This is a genomic window from Bartonella sp. TS82HLJMH (genome assembly GCF_042193495.1).
GTDB lineage: Bacteria > Pseudomonadota > Alphaproteobacteria > Rhizobiales > Rhizobiaceae > Bartonella > Bartonella grahamii.
Map to the genome: position 1 here is coordinate 37,834 of NZ_JBHILU010000002.1, position 17,677 is coordinate 55,510.

At 35.0% G+C, this 17,677-nt stretch carries 14 protein-coding genes; 3 read left to right on the top strand and 11 right to left on the bottom strand.

Annotated elements, in window-relative coordinates; translation table 11 throughout:
• Window positions 1-20: 20 nt before the first annotated feature.
• Window positions 21-473: a preprotein translocase subunit SecG gene (gene secG, locus ACFIKO_RS01135; RefSeq protein ID WP_375619442.1), complete on the bottom strand. Its 453-nt coding sequence runs from the start codon at window positions 471-473 to the stop codon at window positions 21-23.
• Between the two features lie 82 nt (window positions 474-555).
• Window positions 556-1,320 (bottom strand): triose-phosphate isomerase, encoded by a 765-nt coding sequence (tpiA, locus tag ACFIKO_RS01140; RefSeq protein ID WP_375619441.1) that lies wholly within the window; start codon window positions 1,318-1,320, stop codon window positions 556-558.
• 165 nt (window positions 1,321-1,485) lie between these two features.
• Between tpiA and ACFIKO_RS01145 the strand changes: the two genes are divergently transcribed.
• The gene (locus ACFIKO_RS01145) at window positions 1,486-3,375 is read left to right on the top strand and encodes a peptidyl-prolyl cis-trans isomerase (protein ID WP_375619440.1); all 1,890 of its coding nucleotides are present in this window, start codon (window positions 1,486-1,488) and stop codon (window positions 3,373-3,375) included.
• 666 nt (window positions 3,376-4,041) lie between these two features.
• Here the strand turns inward: ACFIKO_RS01145 and ACFIKO_RS01150 are convergent.
• The 9 genes from ACFIKO_RS01150 to tatA all read right to left on the bottom strand — a co-directional run bounded on the left by ACFIKO_RS01150 (window position 4,042) and on the right by tatA (window position 12,775).
• Entirely contained in the window at window positions 4,042-4,902 is an 861-nt protein-coding gene (locus tag ACFIKO_RS01150) for a phytoene/squalene synthase family protein (protein ID WP_375619439.1), read from the bottom strand.
• An 874-nt stretch (window positions 4,903-5,776) separates the two neighbouring features.
• Window positions 5,777-6,163, bottom strand: coding sequence for an Mth938-like domain-containing protein (locus tag ACFIKO_RS01155; RefSeq protein ID WP_375619438.1), 387 nt, complete (start codon window positions 6,161-6,163; stop codon window positions 5,777-5,779).
• A gap of 441 nt (window positions 6,164-6,604) precedes the next feature.
• Entirely contained in the window at window positions 6,605-7,057 is a 453-nt protein-coding gene (yajC, locus tag ACFIKO_RS01160; RefSeq protein ID WP_375619437.1) for a preprotein translocase subunit YajC, read from the bottom strand.
• A gap of 689 nt (window positions 7,058-7,746) precedes the next feature.
• Window positions 7,747-8,928, bottom strand: coding sequence for a peptidoglycan DD-metalloendopeptidase family protein (locus tag ACFIKO_RS01165; protein WP_375673081.1), 1,182 nt, complete (start codon window positions 8,926-8,928; stop codon window positions 7,747-7,749).
• Window positions 8,929-9,083: 155 nt separating this feature from the next.
• Window positions 9,084-9,743 (bottom strand): protein-L-isoaspartate(D-aspartate) O-methyltransferase, encoded by a 660-nt coding sequence (locus tag ACFIKO_RS01170; RefSeq protein WP_375619473.1) that lies wholly within the window; start codon window positions 9,741-9,743, stop codon window positions 9,084-9,086.
• 133 nt (window positions 9,744-9,876) lie between these two features.
• A complete protein-coding gene (serS, locus tag ACFIKO_RS01175; protein WP_375673082.1) occupies window positions 9,877-11,154 on the bottom strand; it encodes a serine--tRNA ligase in 1,278 nt (425 codons plus the stop codon).
• Window positions 11,155-11,215: 61 nt separating this feature from the next.
• Window positions 11,216-11,998: a twin-arginine translocase subunit TatC gene (gene tatC / locus ACFIKO_RS01180; protein ID WP_375619434.1), complete on the bottom strand. Its 783-nt coding sequence runs from the start codon at window positions 11,996-11,998 to the stop codon at window positions 11,216-11,218.
• The gene (locus tag ACFIKO_RS01185; protein WP_375619433.1) at window positions 11,995-12,399 is read right to left on the bottom strand and encodes a twin-arginine translocase subunit TatB; all 405 of its coding nucleotides are present in this window, start codon (window positions 12,397-12,399) and stop codon (window positions 11,995-11,997) included. The genes tatC and ACFIKO_RS01185 overlap by 4 nt, the downstream gene beginning before the upstream one ends.
• A 55-nt stretch (window positions 12,400-12,454) precedes the next feature.
• Window positions 12,455-12,775, bottom strand: a complete 321-nt coding sequence (gene tatA / locus ACFIKO_RS01190; RefSeq protein ID WP_375619432.1) for a twin-arginine translocase TatA/TatE family subunit — start codon at window positions 12,773-12,775, stop codon at window positions 12,455-12,457.
• Window positions 12,776-14,409: 1,634 nt separating this feature from the next.
• Between tatA and ACFIKO_RS01195 the strand changes: the two genes are divergently transcribed.
• Both ACFIKO_RS01195 and uvrC read left to right on the top strand, forming a co-directional pair.
• Window positions 14,410-15,273: a 23S rRNA (adenine(2030)-N(6))-methyltransferase RlmJ gene (locus ACFIKO_RS01195; protein ID WP_375619431.1), complete on the top strand. Its 864-nt coding sequence runs from the start codon at window positions 14,410-14,412 to the stop codon at window positions 15,271-15,273.
• Window positions 15,274-15,669: 396 nt separating this feature from the next.
• On the top strand, window positions 15,670-17,649 hold the full coding sequence (gene uvrC / locus ACFIKO_RS01200) for an excinuclease ABC subunit UvrC (protein ID WP_375673083.1): 1,980 nt from the start codon (window positions 15,670-15,672) through the stop codon (window positions 17,647-17,649).
• Window positions 17,650-17,677 lie beyond the last annotated feature (28 nt).

Below are 17,677 nucleotides of genomic sequence, written 5' to 3' on the forward strand. Positions count from 1 at the left end.
GTCTATATTTTCTTAAAAAACTATTTTGTACTGTTATCCGGAACTGTATTTTCAAGAACCGGTGGAACTGGACTTTCTGCTTCAGGATTTGTGGACTGTTTCTGTTCCTGCGGAGAATTCGAATTGCCTCCTAGCTGTTCAAGAATAGAAGGGGAAGACTCACCATCTGATGATGGGACTGATTCTGAGCCTTTCTTGGTAGAATTCTGCTCTGAATTAACCGGTATACGCTTTAAAATATCAGAACTAGAATTTGATATATTACCCACCACGGTAAGCCCAATAGACACAACAAAAAAACAACAGGCTAAAATAGCAGTCAAACGTGTTAAAGGATTTCGAGATCCACGAGTTTTCATCAACCCTGAGCTATTACTCACACCTAGCCCACCACCTTCTGAAGGTTGGATTAATATAACACCAACCAAAGTAATCACAATCAACAAATGAATAACTATAAGTACTGTTTGCATAAATCCTGCTCTTCAAATAACTCTTTCATAGCTATTTACACATAAATAACACATAATCCAAGGGGAAACTCAAATTTCTCTACTATAGTTTACGACAAACATCGCAAATAGTTAAAAAATCAATCGCTTTTAAGCTTGCTCCACCTATCAAAGCACCATTAACATGAGAAATGCTTAAAAGCTCAAATGCATTGGATGGCTTTACGGACCCACCATAAAGCAGACGTATCTTATTGCCTTCATCACCAAAACGAGAACGCACCTTATCACGAATGAAATGATGTACTTTTGCAATATCTTCTGGAGTCGCTGTATTGCCGGTGCCTATCGCCCAAACAGGTTCATAAGCGATAATGGTATTCTCTGCTGTTGCATCATCTGGTAAAGATTCTTCAAGCTGCTGCGTGAGAATATCCAGCACTTTATTATTATTACGCTCCTTCAATGTTTCACCAATACACACAAGAGCCACAAGACCTGCTCGCCACGCAGCTTGCACTTTGGCACAAACAATCGCATCATTTTCCTGATACACTGTACGACGTTCTGAATGCCCAATAATGACATGACTTGCTCCTGCTTCTTTAAGCATAAAAGCTGAAATATCTCCAGTATAGGGACCATGATCATCAAAATGACAATTTTGTCCTCCCAAAAGGAGATTTTCACCATCCAGCATATCAGAAGCACGAGATAAAAGCGTTGCTGGAACGCAAATAAGCGCCTCAAAAAGATGACTGAGATCAGAGCTAACGCCTGTAGCAATAGCACGCAACTCTCCAAGTGATTCACTCGTTCCATTCATTTTCCAATTTCCAGCAAGAAAAGGCCGAGTATTTGGAGACATATTTTCACCTCAAGAGCTCTTAACAATACATTACAATACACTGTTTATCTGTAGTTACCAAATTATAACATGAAAGCAAGTCTTTAAAGCTTGCATCTTTCATCTCTTTATTGCAAATTCCATTACAGCTTTGATAATAATTCACATTAAAAATGGACTTGAACAATGCTTGACATCATAAGAAATGCTACAAATTCTTGGATTTCTAGAATTTTCCTTGCTATTTTACTCTTATGCTTCATTCTTCTATGGGGAATACCGCAATTACACAAAAAAAGTGAAAGAGATCTTATTACTTCTGGAAAGTCCACAGTAACTGTCGATGATTATCGTCTTGCACTTGCCGATCAAAGCGCTCGTTTAGCATATGCTGCTCATCTTGGACGAATGTTTACAGCAAATGAAATGCAGCAATACCAAATTCCTGCTTTTGTGTTTAATCAATTACAACAAAATGTATTGCTTGATGAACAAGTACGTAAAATGAAAATAAGTCTTTCAAAAGATACAATAGCTCATACGATTGGTTCTGATAAGATGTTCCAAGTAAATGGCACTTTTGATAAAAATTTGTTTTATAATTATCTTCAGAATTTACGTATTAGTGAAAGTGCTTTCCTTAATTATTACACCAAACAAGAAAAGCGTAACCAACTTATTTCAGCTTTACTCTCTGATATGAAAGCACCAAATCTCTTTTATAAAGCACTTGCTCTTTATCAAGGAGAAATGCGTATTGCTGATTATCTCGTTATTGATCTAAAAGAAAAGAAAACAATTGCTGATCCTGATTACGAAACATTACAAAAATGGTTTGAAACACATCAAAGTCAATTTCGTGCTCCAGAATACCGCACTGTCTCTTTGCTATCTATGGAACTTAATGATTTTGTAAAACCTAAAGATATCTCAACAGATGAGGCGAAAGCCTATTATACACAAAATGCTTCACGTTTTGTAACGCCTGAAAAGCGTACATTTGAAGAACTGCGATTCCCCTCACGCGAAGAAGCCGATAATGCAGCAAAAAAAATAGCTGATGGATTGAGTTTTGATGAACTGGTAAAAGCTGAAAAAAAGACTCTTAATGACATAAAAAAAGGGCCTCTCGCAGAAAATGAACTTCCTAATCATCTGACATCTGAAGTTTTTGAACTTCAACAAGGACAAGTCAGTCCTGTAATAAATGACTTACAGGGACCTGTTATCATTCGCGTCACGCATATTGAACCTTCAAGCTCTCTTCCTTTTGAAAGTGTCGAAGAAAATATTTGCCAAACACTTGCCAAAAATCGTGCTACTGATGATATCCGTAACAATTATGTAGCCATTGAAAATGCTCGTTTTGAGGGTGCTTCTCTCAAAGAGTTAGCTGACAAATACAAGTTATCTTTGCGCACAATTACCATTGATAAAACGGGAAAAACGCTTGAAGGTGCAATACTCACGGATTTACCTCAAAAAGATATTTTACTGAATGCCATCTATCAATCAAACGAAGGAGTCGATCTTGATCCTCTCTCTTTTCAAAATGGTGGATATCTCTGGTATAAGGTCGATAAAATTATTCCTGCCCGCGATAAGACACTTGAAGAGGCTAAGCTAGATGTTCTTTCTCAATGGAAAAATGAAGAAATCCAACGTCTTCTTGATGAAAAAGCCCAAAGTGCTCTCAAACAGCTCACGGAAGGAAAAAGTCTTGTTGCTCTTGCTCGTACTCTTGGTGTTACAAAACAAACAACACCAGCCCTCCGGCGTCAAGACTCATCTGAATCCCTTGGCGTTGAAGGGATTAAAGCATTATTTTCTGCTCCCAAAGGTCATTATGGCATCATAAAAGGTCCAGTTGCAACAAACCGTATCATTTATCAAATAAAGACTGTAAGCATGCCTAAAGATATCACGCCTCATACTCTTTCAACTGAGGTCCGCGCCAATATAGATACGATGATACGAGAAGATCTCAAGCTAGAAATACTACAGGTTGCCAATAAAGAACATCCTTTGGAAATTAATAGCACAAATTATAATCAGATCTTTAACGCTCTTCAATAAAAGGGTTGTGCATAATTTAAAGAACTTATTTGATAAAGTTTCCATCAGCTCTTCGTCCATAGTTGAAGAGATAAGATAGGTTTCTTGTTTGCATATCTTAGGGTCAGCATTTGTATAATGATTAATTCTCTCGCAAATCAGTGCATGTATGGATTTGCGAGAAAATATTCAACGGAACGCAGAGTCGTTTTCGCAACGCCTTAAAAAATGTTATCCATCCAAAGGTTGTAAAAGTTGTCGCCCACTAAGCTATACCCATTAGCTATAAATGTCATCCCTATCGTCATTCATTTATAGCTCATCGTATTGCTACCCTTAATATTCATTCATAAGGAGCGTATTGCTTCTTCTTTAAATGATTTCATTTACACACCCAACTTATAATATACAAAAAACTATTTTTAAAATTCATTATAAATCAATATATTCATAAATCATAACAGTCATCAATTATGATTTTATACTTTCTCAAAAATAAGGGTTTTTTATAGTCCCATAGACTGCCAAGATAACTTCTCTCATAAAATTTCTTATTCTTTTGCGCTTATAACAACCAAAACATCAACATTTTTTATAACAAAAAATGGTTTGGAAGCACAATAGCATCTTTTTTTTATATGAGAAAATCAGTCTATACGTTACGCATTTCAACGTGGTAATATTCTTTTACAATATCTTTGGAAAATTGCCGCTTATTGCTGCTTTTGTTATCAACCAATAGCGATATATCAATGGCAACGTTGCACTCTCTTGAAAAATTACAGCACCTAGCTGTATAGCTTTTTGAAGAGAAGCCGGTACAATGACCAATGGAAGAAAAGCTGGCTTAAGAACTCTAGGTAAAGCACAAGAATACTCGTAAAATTGGGTATAATGATCGCGCGATAATGCTACCATAGCTTCAACAATACGACCCTTTTGTTGATCACTGAGACGGTGAGATTCCAAATCTTCCCTATTCACTCCTACAGCCTTTAATATATCAGTAGGTAAATAATATTGATATCGTGATTGCATGAATGATAAAAGACGTAATATACCGCTTAATCCTTGAGAAATCCCTCCATGTTCATAGATATCTGTAAACTCTTGTGCAGTATCAGGATCTAATATCTGACAAGAAAGCTGTAAAATTATGCTTGCTGTCTCACCACAATAATGCTCTAGATCATGAAGTGTTTCTATTGGATTGTGATAAAGATCTAAAATTTGTGCATTACAATAACGTAAAAAAGCTGCCTTAGGTAAATTAAAAAGAGTCATTGCTTTCAATAAATCACTCAAAATCGGATTATTTCCACTCGTTTGCATTTCACCATGAGCAATAGAATCATACCACCAACGTAACCGTATTTCTCCTATGAGTGGATCATGTACACTTTCGCGAATACGAGAAACTTCAGCGTTAAATACATAAAGAGCAGCCAATGCTTGGCGCTTTTTTTTAGGCGCAAATAAAACCGATATATAGCGATCACGATCTATGGTACGTAAAATATCAAGACAATAAGGAAGAGAGCCTATCATTCGAACCTATTAACGTCCCTTTTTTAGTAATGAAATTAATATCCTCTTTTTATTCATATTAAAAAATGAGGGATAAGCAAATACAGTTCAGAAAATAAGATTTTTAAATCTGTCTCTTAACTGTATTGTGAATTAAAATTTCTTTTCTAGTCACTTTTCGTTTTAGAAAGAAAAAAATTAAATAAATAACTTTTCTGATAAAACTTATCTTATCGGACTTCAAGTTTTCATTTACAGTAAAAAAACTAAAAACTAATCGTAACATGCATAGTGAAACTTAGAATAACAAACAACGCAAAATACTTTTTCACTGAATAGATGACAATGTTATTTTATAAAAAATGCACTGATCACAAAAAATTCATCAAATCATTGACATCCTCCCCATCCTAAAGGACAAAGATTCTTACCAATACCAATTTGTAAAAAATCCAATTGCTCTCGGTGAGTTTCTATTACTATCAACACATTTATTTATAATGATAATTCATTGTTTTATATGTTAAATTAGAATCCCAAATATCGTAGAATGCTTTCATTTCAAACCAATTCCATGTTGAATCAATCAAAACTATTCCCTTGCACGTCACAAGCGAGGCTGGCTTGTAGGTAAAAACTGTATAAGAAAAAATTAAAATGCCTCTTATGAACTGTCTCAAGTGCCAAGAGTTGATCACTCATGTGATTCATTGAACTACGAACAAGCTCTGCCCTGGATACTTGCTGCTGTATTTAAAAACACTTAATGTGTTAAGTTATGTATATTTTATTCCCCTTATATCAGCACTTTAAACAACGGTATTTTACGGCGCAGTAAAATAACCATACAAATCTTTCATACTAAACGAGAGCATTTGTTTTATTAAACAATACTCTAATCTACCGCAAATAATAATGCCGCAACAGCGCGATCTTCAGCCAATAAAACATTAAATGTACGCACCGCCGCTCCCGTACTCATTGTATCTGAGGAAATACGTTTTTCCCATAAAAGACCCCGTAACTCTTCAGGTAATCGCAATAATTCAATTCCAGTACCTATTAATAAAACTTCGATTTCAGAAGCTTCTTCTAAAATACGAGATATATCCTCTTGAGTGGGAATAGGCCCTGCCATGTCAATGCCATAAATACCTGATGGTACACAAATAATAGAACCTCTATGAGACATATCAGCAAAACGAAATCCACCATTTCCATAAGCATCAATAGGTGCGCGACTTGGAAAATGTGCTTCACGAATTTGAATTGCATCGAACATGAACAAGCACCCTTTATTTTTGAATAATCCAATTGTCTTTGCTACTTCTCACCATAAAAATTAAAGGAAGGCTGATATAAACATTGATATCTTAACCATAGCCTAGTATTGAAGTGGAAATTTTATATAACCCCCTAATCTTCTCATACAACAAGTATATGAAAATTTGATAATAAACCGCAATCAAATTGCTATACCTGCTTCAATAAATCTATCTTTTAAAAAGTTTTTTCAGCTTATTTACTCGCAAATTTTTTTATAGAAACAATGATCTTGTTGCGCAATATTCTATAAATAAAGCAACTATTTTAATAATCTCAAGGAAACAAGAACTCCATTTTCTGTAGCCACTATAAAAGATACTTTTCCAATGAAATTGTCCTGATCTTGCCAAGCTTTTTATAAAAATGCTTAAAAAATGTAATAAACTGCCATTACACCTTAAGATTCATTTTCTTTTGATATAGCTTTTTTCTCTTTAGAGACACTCATATTTTCTTTCGTTGTCGTTTTAGATTTAGACTTTTGTGATGTTTTTGCTTTAGCATTAAGCTTTGATTTTTTTTCTGCAATCGGCTCACCTTTAACGCGCACATCAGCTAATGTTGAGCGAATAACACGAATATTCATACTCTCACCAATTTCAACCTCTAATTCACCACTCTCGTCGTGAACCTTCGTAACTTTGCCGATAATACCACCACCCGTTATAACTGTATCACCACGACGTACTGCATTAAGCATTTCTTGGCGTTTTTTCATTTGGGCACGCTGTGGACGAATGATAAAAAAATACATAATTGCAAAAATTAAAATGAGAGGGACTGCGCTAACAAATGAAATTCCACCGGAAACATCGCTTGCAACTTGAGCATAAGCGTTCGTAATAAACATTTTTATCTCCTATAGTTAAACTTCAGGTATTTCCCACTCTATTAAAATAAAATTCCGATTCAGAAAAAAATTCTTAAAGAATTTATCATAAAAAGCAATAACTACATAATCTAATCACAGCTTTACAAAAATGCAATAAATCCTTAAGAGACAGGATACCAAAATACAATGAGAAAAATCTTAAAAAATAGATTCATTTTCCCCTATTATATATCCTACAATATAAATCTTTTCACTAACTCAATAAATGATACAAGATAATTTTCTAATGAAAAAACTTTAATTTATATAGATAATTTATCGTTTTGATATCGAATAACAGATCTAAGTACAGTCAAATGCTCTCATTTCAAACCCTCTGAATTAATCAAAACGATTTTCTTGCACGTCATACATATGAATGAAATGAGCCTGTAGATAAAAACCTTTTAAGAAAGGCGTGAAATATCTTTTTTCATGCTTCTCTCAAATGCAAGAGCCGTTGGAACACTGAAAGCTGACAAATAAGTATGATACTATTGTTTTACACTTTCATAAACACAAAGATAGTAATATCTAACGATCCCAACGAACTACTCTCCTTAAACCAATGATTTTTTGCTGAGTGTTATTGATTTAAGAAAATCAATTGTTTTTCATGAAGTTTCTATAAACTGTAAGACTATTCAAATTTAAAAGTCATCAATAAATTAGTTTTCTAAATATTTAAGGGGATCAACAGGTAATGAATTCTTACGCATCTCAAAATATACACGTGGCGTTTTAACATTTCCTGAAACACCAGATTTAGCAATCTCATCACCGCGTCTTACCCTTTGTCCTTTGTTAACAACAAGCTTACTGTTACATCCATAAATAGTGATAATATTATTTTCATGTCGAATCATCACAACATTACCAAGCTCTTTTAGTCCATCTCCCGCATAAATAACCACACCATTTTCTGCCGCCTTTACCGAAGACCCTTCAGGCACTGCAATATCTATTCCTCGATTCATTACTGTTCCCTTTTTTTGACCGAACTGGCTTAATAAACGCCCTCGTACTGGCCAACGCATCTTAGAAATTCCTGTGGCTTGCGGAGTCGTCATATTATCTGTATTCGTAACAGTACTTGACAAACCAGTCTCATGTTTCAATTGCGTCATCTGTTTAGAAAAATTTTTCTCAGAACTTGATTTGTTCATCTTTGCAGAGGGTGGCGTTGTTACAGGAGCTTTATATATAGGAGAGGACTTCTTGTTTTTTATAGAGGACATCACTTGAGACTGGGATGCAGATTCTGTTGTTGACACTGCCCAATCGTTATTATTGTGTGCATTTGAAGCTGCTAATGTACGCCTGCTTGGAACAACAAGTACCTGACCGATATAAATGGAATTGCTGTTTATACCATTTGCTAATTTTAATGCCTCAACACTAACCCCTACTTGTCGTGCAATACTGAGCAGTGTATCTCCACTCTGAACAATATAAGAATTCCGCCGAAAAATAGGAGATTTATCCATTTGTGAACGAGAAAGTGTTCCAAGATTACGTGGAGGGGCGCCCATAACGCGACCATCAGAAGAAGTTATCCTACCTTGATGTGGAAAATTATAGGGGGAATTGTCATCTCCCCACGAATCATCGCTTGATTCCACAGGTGGCAATTCAGTGCTTTGTATCATACCACTACCGTATGATAGCATTCGCGGATCTGTATACATAGTGCTTGATATATTTGATTGAGATGATACCGTACGATGAGAGACAATGTTGGAAAAACGCTGTGTACCAGAACTACAACCAGCAACAATAGTTACCACCGCTAACAAAGTTATTCTCTGAGAATTATGCTGGAAAATATTATCCAAAGCTTTTAGACACATCGTTTTGCTCACTCATCAATAATCAACTCACTCCATTAAAGCTTTTTTAAATTACCGAAGAGTTAAAATGAGATGTTTTATTCATAAATATCTTTATATAAGATCAAAATGAATTTAACGTAGACAATTTGCAGAAATTTCTTAGCTTTTAAAAATTAAAGTATCTCTGCAATGCCTTTAATAAAAGGTTGGTAACGCACTTGGAACAGTTCTAAACACTCAAATCGACTACCAATTTTTGTATAGCGCGTCACCGTTTGTACCCCTTCGTCAGGTCCTATCGCCTGAATGAGAATTCCATTTTCAGCTAAAAGTTCTAAAAATTCCTTTGGTTCATCAAAACGTGATGGCCAAATAAGAATGCGATCAAACGATCCCAAGCCCGTCACACTATGACTTCCATCAATCTGCCGTATAACAATATTTTCAATTCCTAAAGTTTGAAATTTTTGGCATGCTAAATCAACAAGCGTTTTATAACGATCAATCGTTGTCACACGGTCACTCAGACATGCCATAAGAGCAGTACAAAAACCAGATCCTGTACCAATTTCTAAGACACGATGCCTTTTTTTCAACGATAATGCCGAAAGAATTAAGAGTTGTTCTTCCAAGCGTTCCATATATTCACCACACTCAAGGGGAATAACTTTATTATCGTAAGCGCTATTAAACCAAGGAGCAGAAACAAACTGTTGACGCGGAATTTTCTCTAATGCCGAAAAAAATCGCACATCATCAATGCCTTTGCTACGCATTTTCAGTACAAGAGCGGCTAACTCTTCACGAAATTGTAAAATACCCTTTTGCCCCATAGTATCATTCAATCTCCAATGGAGCTGCACTTTTATCATACTGACAAACTGCTTCTTTTAAAATGGCAAAAACTTGCGTTTGCATATCATCACCTCTTGGCAATAAACGCATATTGTCTCTCCTTTCGTAAAATTAAGCAGTAATACAACGCATGCCTCCCATATAAGGTTGTAAAACATCTGGAACAATAATTGATCCATCAGCCTGTTGATAATTTTCAAGCACGGCAATAAGACAACGTCCAACAGCTGTACCAGAACCATTAAGACTATGAACAAAATGCAATTTTTTATCGCCTTCTTTACGATAACGCGCATTCATACGACGACCTTGGAAATCTCCACAAACTGAACAGCTAGAAATTTCACGATAACATTCTTGACCAGGAAGCCAAACCTCGATGTCATAGGTTTTACGCGCTGCAAACCCCATATCACCTGTAGAAAGCACCACTGTGCGAAAAGGCAAACCAAGTCGTTTTAATATATCTTCTGCACATTCCGTCATACGTTCTAATTCAATTAAAGACTGCTCTTCACTGGTAATCGAGACCATTTCAACTTTCCAAAATTGATGCTGACGCAACATACCGCGTGTATCACGACCGGCTGCTCCCGCCTCTGAACGAAAACAGGGAGATAAAGAAGAAAATCGCAGTGGTAAATCTGATATTTCAAGAATTTCATCGTTGACCAAATTGGTTAATGGCACTTCTGCTGTAGAAATAAGCCATCGACCATCTGTTGTACGAAAAAGGTCTTCAGCAAATTTCGGCAATTGTGCTGCTCCGTAAACAATCTCATCACGAACAAGAAAAGGTATTGAGACTTCTGTATAACCATGCTCATTGACATGCACATCAAGCATAAATTGGCCTAATGCTCGTTCTAGCCGTGCTAACGCCCCTGAAAGTATTGTAAAACGTGTTCCAGACAAACGACTAGCTCGTTCAAAATTCATCTGCTTGAGATCTTGACCAAGATCAAAATGTTCCTTTGGTGTAAAATTAAATGTTGGAGGTGTACCAAAATGTCGAATGACGACATTATCACTTTCATCTTTACCTTCTGGAACATCATCTAATGGAATATTTGGAAGTGCTGAAAGAATTTTTTCAAGACTCTCCGTCAGCTGTTTTTCTTCCGCTGTTGCAGAAGAAAGAAAGACTTTAATCTGTTCACCTTCAGCTCTAAAACTTTCAGCCATTTTCTGATCAGATACAGCTAAAGCCTGTCCTATTTCCTTTGAAACCACATTGCGACGCTCTTGCGCCAATTGCACCTTAGCAATATGCGACCGACGTGCAAGATCAAGTTGTATTAACCTCTCAGCTTGTGGCTCAAGACCTCTACTTACGAGTGCTTTATCTAATTTCTCAGGATTATCACGAATCCACTTAATATCAAGCATAAAAACTCCTTATTTATATTGTTTTTATTCATTTCTTATCTCATAAGATTATACATTTTTCTTAAGCGGATTTTCTTCTCTTTTCTATACTGTAAGCAATTAAAATTGAAATCTCGTAAAGTGCTATCGTTGGTAAAGCCACTGCAAACATCGTAAAAAAATCCGACGGCGTTATGATTGCCGCAATGATAAAAGAAAGTAAAATAGCCCATTTTCGTTTAGACGCCAAATCATGAGACGTTAAAAATCCAACTTTTGTTAAAAGACTGATGACAAGAGGTAATTGAAAAATCAAACCAAAAATTAGGATAAATGATGTCATAAAGCCCAAATAATCAGAAATACGCACTATAAATTCTATTTTTAAATGAACATCTGGAAGAAATTGTTGAGAAAGGCTAAACCATAGTATTATTGGCGCTAATAGACCATACACAAACGCTCCCCCAATACAAAATAAAATAGGCCCCCCAATGAGAAATGGTAAAAAAGCCATACGCTCATTTTTATAAAGCCCTGGTGCAATAAAACTATAAAACTGAAAAGCCGTATAGGGAAAAGATAAAATAATTCCCCCAAAAGCAGAAAGCTTCATCTTCGTTAAAAAAGTTTCCCATACTTGCGTTGATTGCAAACGAATACCCTCAGGATTACCCTCTGCTATTTTCATTGCCCACTGATATGGCCATAGTAAAAAATTTAAGATATAATCTTTAACAAGAAAACACATCATAAAAGCGATCATAAATGCAACCAAGGCAGCAATAATTCGCTGACGAAGTTCAATTAAATGTTCCAAAAGTGGTGCCATATGGGCATCAACCTCATCTTTCTTAACATTCATGACACATCTTCTTTATCTTTAGAAGCTATAGATCCTGTCATATCTTTATTGGTTACGTTGTGATCGCATTCCAAAATTTCTTTACCTTTTTCTGATTTATGGTGTGTTGCCTTAACATCCAAATTATCGTGGATATCTTCTAATGTATTTTGAATGGGATCAAAAGTCTCTGTCAACTTCTTGCTTGAATCGCTAATATCCGAACATGTTTTTTGCAAATCATCGAGCTCGATTTGTCTTATTGCATCATCAAACTGATGACGAAGTTCATTTGCCATTAAAAACATATAAGCTCTTACCTTTGCTATTGTCTTTAATATTTTAGGTAAATCTTTCGGTCCAACAACAATGATGAGAACAAGTAAGATTACGACAAACTCTGGTCCATCAATCCCAAACATCTCTTAATTCGACTTCCTCATCAAAAAATAACGCACAATGATGATTACGTTTTTGTTATTTGACACGCTGTTTTTTAGCAACAGATGTTTTGCTTCTTTTAGAAGCAGAAGAAGCCTTTCTGCGCGCTGTTACATGTTTTACCGATAACGGCTGAGATTGTTGAGATTGTTGAGATTCTACATCAATTATTTGGGAAGTAGTAGCCATTTCAACTTTATCCTCAATGCCGTCATCTTCTTCCTTCATATTTTTTTTGAAGGCTTTAATTCCCTTAGCAACATCGCCCATTAATTCAGAAATCTTACCGCGACCGAAAAGCACAAAGATAATCAGTAAAATTATAATTAAATGCGTTGGTGAAAAAATATTACCCATTACTCTCTCTAACTTTATGCTTTTAAATTTGATCTCATTTATTCATGCTTCCTCTGAAGAATGTATCAAATATAATATCTTAATTATATATTTTCTTCTTAACTTAAAAACAATCACACGCTTTTATTGCAAAAGAACTTTTTATCCTCTCATCCCTTCTTAGCGTATTATAACACAAACCATTCAAAAATGATAAACCGCTTCATACAAAATTCAAAAGGATTAAAAACTTTTCTAAAATAACTTCATCTGATCTCTTAGTTACCCATCTTCCTGTAAATACTATAGCTCATGTCTTTCCTTTTAAACAATGTTGTACCATTACAAACATTTCCTCCAAATTATCCGTTACTGATAAAAATCATACCATGCTGTAAAAAAATTTACGTATTCAATTAAAAAATTCAGAAAGAAAAATCTCTAAAAAACTTTCTTGACACATCATCAGTCTCTTCAAAAACTATCATCTTACGCATAAGATTTATTCTTTGCGTTGGTGGGAATTTTATCATCCATTATTCAATATACAATACGAAATATGAGCCATCATCGCATTCAATTAAATATCTGACGTGTAAATAAAAACTATTAGCGGAAAGCGTAAAAATGCACTTTATGAATCAGGTCAAGTGCTAAGAGGTATGGCAATACTGCTAAAAAATAAAAATGGTACCAGCTTGCGCCTTTATTCAGTAAAATATCTCCATATAACCAGCTCTTTAAACCGCTGCATATCATAACTATTACAAGTCTCCGGATTCTGGGCATGCATTCTCATAATATCATGTGCTTAACCTATCTCAGTATTGAAAACAGAATGGGCATTAATAGAAACTTACATTCAATCAAAAGCATGGAATCGAAGCATAATCCATGTAAAAGAACTTCTTATTCTAGTCTTTTTATAAGATTATCTCATAAATCAGCTAGATAATACAGTGTTAGAGATAGATAAACCTATTTACTTTAGTTAAAAATCCCTCATTTTATTGAGATCGCTTGCAGAGAACATATCACTTTTCAAAAGTTTTATTTTAGCATCATACACAATAACCTAGCCATTTAGCGTGTATAATATAAAGCTTGGGCTCCGCTTAAACCAATGAGATTCATCCACACTTTTACAAAAATCTATCACTATAATACCAGCACTTTATTGCTCTATCCATAATTTTACGCTCGCTAAAAAACTGATAAATGTAACAATGTTTTTATCAAGCATTTTAAATTCTTTAATCTTTAAACAAGTAAATTTATGAATGAATTTGAAAGATAACCTTAATTTTTTTAACAAACTTCACTAATATTCTCGTTAATTGCTTGTCTTTTATATTTTTCCTGAAAGAGTCCGTAATCATAAGAAACTTCTCTTACAACACAACTATCTCTATTGAAATGTTTGCCCTCTTCCTATCTATTTTTTATATAAAAAATTTAAAATCTTAACGATGAATCTCATAATATAAAAATAGCCCAGTGAATAAATACTCCCATGACATTAATATTTTTTCTGTAGGGTATTATTTGGGAGTGAGGGTATTATTTGATTTCTATAAGAGTATTTTTATGGATATCAATTCTAATATTCTATGCTAATAATCCGGTACAGTTATACATATGATAGAGTTTACTCCATGAATTATCGGCATATTTATCATGCTGGCAATTTTGCTGATGTTTTTAAACACATTATTGTCACTCGCATTGTAGAATATCTCAAACGCAAAGAAAAAGCTTTTCGCGTTATAGATACGCATGCTGGAATCGGTATTTATGACCTTTCTTCTTTAGAAGCACATAAAACAGGAGAGTGGCGCGAAGGTGTCCAACGGCTTTTTTCAACACCTATCCCAGAGGATTTAAGAGCACTCCTTCGTCCATGGTGTAATATCATTGATGCCCTCAATAAAGGGAAAAAAGAAATTGTATTTTATCCTGGATCTCCTGTTCTTATTCGTCAATTATTACGGAAACAAGATCGCCTCACCGCAATAGAATTGCACAACGAAGATTATCATATTTTAGCAAAAAACTTTGCAGGAGATTATCAGACAAAAGTTTTGCATTTAGATGGTTGGCTTTCTTTAAATTCTCATGTACCACCAAAAGAAAAACGTGGACTTATCCTTGTTGACCCTCCCTTTGAAAAAACTGGAGAATTTTCCCGCCTTATTGAGGGATTAACGAAAGCCTATCGTCGCTTTTCTGGAGGGATCTACGCTTTATGGTATCCTGTTAAATATGACAAAGAAATTGAAAGTTTTCTTCACGCGCTTTATCAAACAGGAATTCCTAAGATTCTACAGCTTGAAATGCGTATCCGAAAAAGTGTAAGTCCACCGACAATGAATGGAAGTGGTATGATTATTATTAACCCTCCCTACCTTTTGGAAGAAGAAATGAAAAAACTCAGCCCCTTTCTTATCAACCGTCTGGGACAAGATGAAAATGCCAAAATAACGCATAAGTGGCTTCAAAAAGAACATCTATTATGTTAGATCTTTCTCATATTTTTCCTAAATCAAATATCATGTTGTAAGATACAAAGGCATAAAATGATAAAGTTCTTTGATTTTTTGAATAATATCAATATATTATAATGATAAGCTAATAACGATCAGCGTGAATTAATTTTTTTCTTTTAGAAAGTCTATCTTCTTAATCATCATGAATTTCCTATTCCAATCATTTTAATGGATAAATTGGGCAAATTCATAAAGCTGTTTTAGAATAACAACTCTCATATTTTTTATGAAAAACCGGCTCTCTAAAATCGTACTATTATGCTATAAGCATATTATTTATAGAAAAAATTATAAAGATATAAATAATCATTATTTAATAAAAAAGAATATTTCATATATTAAACAAAAAACATATTCTTAATAAACGGAATGGTTCTGAAAAATAATATAAATTGTCCGAAAAATGAGCGGGAAAAGCTTTCTTTTCTCTCTAACGTTACATGGAATAATGCCAATCAAAGTAATGAGAAATATCAATTCCAAGGTGTCAAATTCATACAAGAGTTTGTTAGACACCTTCCGCATAAGCCAGGGGTTTACCGGATGATTGGTAAAAATGGTGATATTCTCTATATTGGCAAAGCTCGTAATCTCAAAAAACGTGTTTCAAATTATACACGTGAACAAGGACACAATAATCGTATTACCCGCATGATTCGTGCAACATATCATATGGAATTTATCGTCACCCATACAGAAACAGAAGCACTCCTTTTAGAAGCCAATCTCATCAAAAGATTGCATCCACATTTTAATGTATTACTCCGTGATGATAAAAGTTTCCCTTATATTATGATTACAGATGATCATCGAGTGCCTGGACTTTACAAACATCGTGGTGCCCGAACACGAAAAGCTCACTATTTTGGTCCTTTTGCTTCTGCTGGTGCAGTGACACAAACAATTCATGTTTTACAACGCGCCTTCTTATTACGAACCTGTACTGATTCAGTTTTTGAAAACCGTACACGTCCCTGTTTGCTTTATCAAATTAAGCGATGTTCTGCACCTTGTACCCATGAAATTAGTGACAGTGATTATAAAGAACTTCTGAGGGGAGCAAAAGCGTTCCTTTCGGGAAAAGATCAATCTGTTAAAAACAATATGGTTCAAGCTATGCATAAAGCCGCAGAAAATCTTGATTTTGAACAAGCTGCTTCCTATCGTGACCGCTTATCAGCCCTTTCTCATATACAAAGCCATCAAGGTATTAATCCTCAAGCGATAAAAGAAGCGGATGTATTTGCAATTGCGCAAAAAGAAGGAATGACCTGTATTCAAGTGTTCTTTTTTCGCATGGGACAAAATTGGGGAAACCGTGCCTATTTTCCTAAAGCTGATCCCTCTTTTTCCCGTACTGAAATTTTAGCGAGTTTTCTTGCCCAATTTTACGATGATAAACCACTTCCCAAAAGCATCCTTTTATCTGAAGAAATTGAAGAAAAGACACTTCTTACAGAAGCATTGAGTCTCAAAGCAAATCACAAAGTGTCTCTCTCTTTACCCAAACAAGGTGAACGGAAAACTCTTGTTAATCATGCCTATCTCAATGCTCATGAAGCACTTGAACATAAGCTTTCTGAAACAGCTACTCATACAAAATTGCTTCAAGGTCTTGCTAAAACATTCCAACTACCTTTTCCTCCACGCCGAATAGAAGTCTATGACAATTCTCATATCATGGGAACAAATGCTGTAGGGGCTATGATTGTTGCTGGTCAAATGGGATTTGTTAAAAATCAATATCGCAAATTCAACATTCGCTCAATAGATATCACGCCTGGCGATGATTTTGGCATGATGAAAGAAGTGATTAAACGAAGATTTTCACGCCTTATAAAAGAGCATGATCAGCCCAATAGAAGTCATGACATAAAAGATAATGATCTTTTTCCCATTTGGCCTGATCTTATCTTAATCGATGGTGGTGAAGGACAAATCAATAGCGTACATGCAATACTTGCTGAATTACAGTTAAATGACCTCTTCACAGTTGTTGGAATCGCCAAAGGTGTTGACCGTCATGCGGGACGTGAACGATTTTTTATAAAAGGTATTCCCCCCTTTACACTTCCTCCACGTGATCCTATCCTCTATTTTTTGCAACGTCTGCGTGATGAAGCACACCGTTTTGCAATTGGAGCTCATAGGATAAAACGAAAAAAAGAAGCATTCAAAAACCCACTTGATGAAATCGAAAATATCGGTCCGACAAGAAAGCGTGCGTTGCTTCATCATTTTGGAAGTGCCAAGGCTATTGCTAGTGCTTCACTTGAAGATTTAAAAAAAGTTACGGGAATCTCTATGACAATTGCACAAAAAATTCATAACCATTTTCATGAAAAATAGGCTTGTTTCATAACCTTCGCCTTGTTAG

What these genes read in the sequence shown, in the direction of transcription:
- ACFIKO_RS01155 (WP_375619438.1), bottom strand. Translation starts at nt 6,163, where the DNA reads ATGTTCGATGCAATTCAAATTCGTGAAGCACATTTTCCAAGTCGCGCA.
- ACFIKO_RS01170 (WP_375619473.1), bottom strand. Translation starts at nt 9,743, where the DNA reads ATGGGGCAAAAGGGTATTTTACAATTTCGTGAAGAGTTAGCCGCTCTT.
- serS (WP_375673082.1), bottom strand. Translation starts at nt 11,154, where the DNA reads ATGCTTGATATTAAGTGGATTCGTGATAATCCTGAGAAATTAGATAAA.
- ACFIKO_RS01165 (WP_375673081.1), bottom strand. Translation starts at nt 8,928, where the DNA reads ATGTGTCTAAAAGCTTTGGATAATATTTTCCAGCATAATTCTCAGAGA.
- ACFIKO_RS01185 (WP_375619433.1), bottom strand. Translation starts at nt 12,399, where the DNA reads ATGTTTGGGATTGATGGACCAGAGTTTGTCGTAATCTTACTTGTTCTC.
- yajC (WP_375619437.1), bottom strand. Translation starts at nt 7,057, where the DNA reads ATGTTTATTACGAACGCTTATGCTCAAGTTGCAAGCGATGTTTCCGGT.
- secG (WP_375619442.1), bottom strand. Translation starts at nt 473, where the DNA reads ATGCAAACAGTACTTATAGTTATTCATTTGTTGATTGTGATTACTTTG.
- ACFIKO_RS01150 (WP_375619439.1), bottom strand. Translation starts at nt 4,902, where the DNA reads ATGATAGGCTCTCTTCCTTATTGTCTTGATATTTTACGTACCATAGAT.
- ACFIKO_RS01195 (WP_375619431.1), top strand. Translation starts at nt 14,410, where the DNA reads ATGAATTATCGGCATATTTATCATGCTGGCAATTTTGCTGATGTTTTT.
- tpiA (WP_375619441.1), bottom strand. Translation starts at nt 1,320, where the DNA reads ATGTCTCCAAATACTCGGCCTTTTCTTGCTGGAAATTGGAAAATGAAT.
- ACFIKO_RS01145 (WP_375619440.1), top strand. Translation starts at nt 1,486, where the DNA reads ATGCTTGACATCATAAGAAATGCTACAAATTCTTGGATTTCTAGAATT.
- uvrC (WP_375673083.1), top strand. Translation starts at nt 15,670, where the DNA reads ATGGTTCTGAAAAATAATATAAATTGTCCGAAAAATGAGCGGGAAAAG.
- tatC (WP_375619434.1), bottom strand. Translation starts at nt 11,998, where the DNA reads ATGAATGTTAAGAAAGATGAGGTTGATGCCCATATGGCACCACTTTTG.
- tatA (WP_375619432.1), bottom strand. Translation starts at nt 12,775, where the DNA reads ATGGGTAATATTTTTTCACCAACGCATTTAATTATAATTTTACTGATT.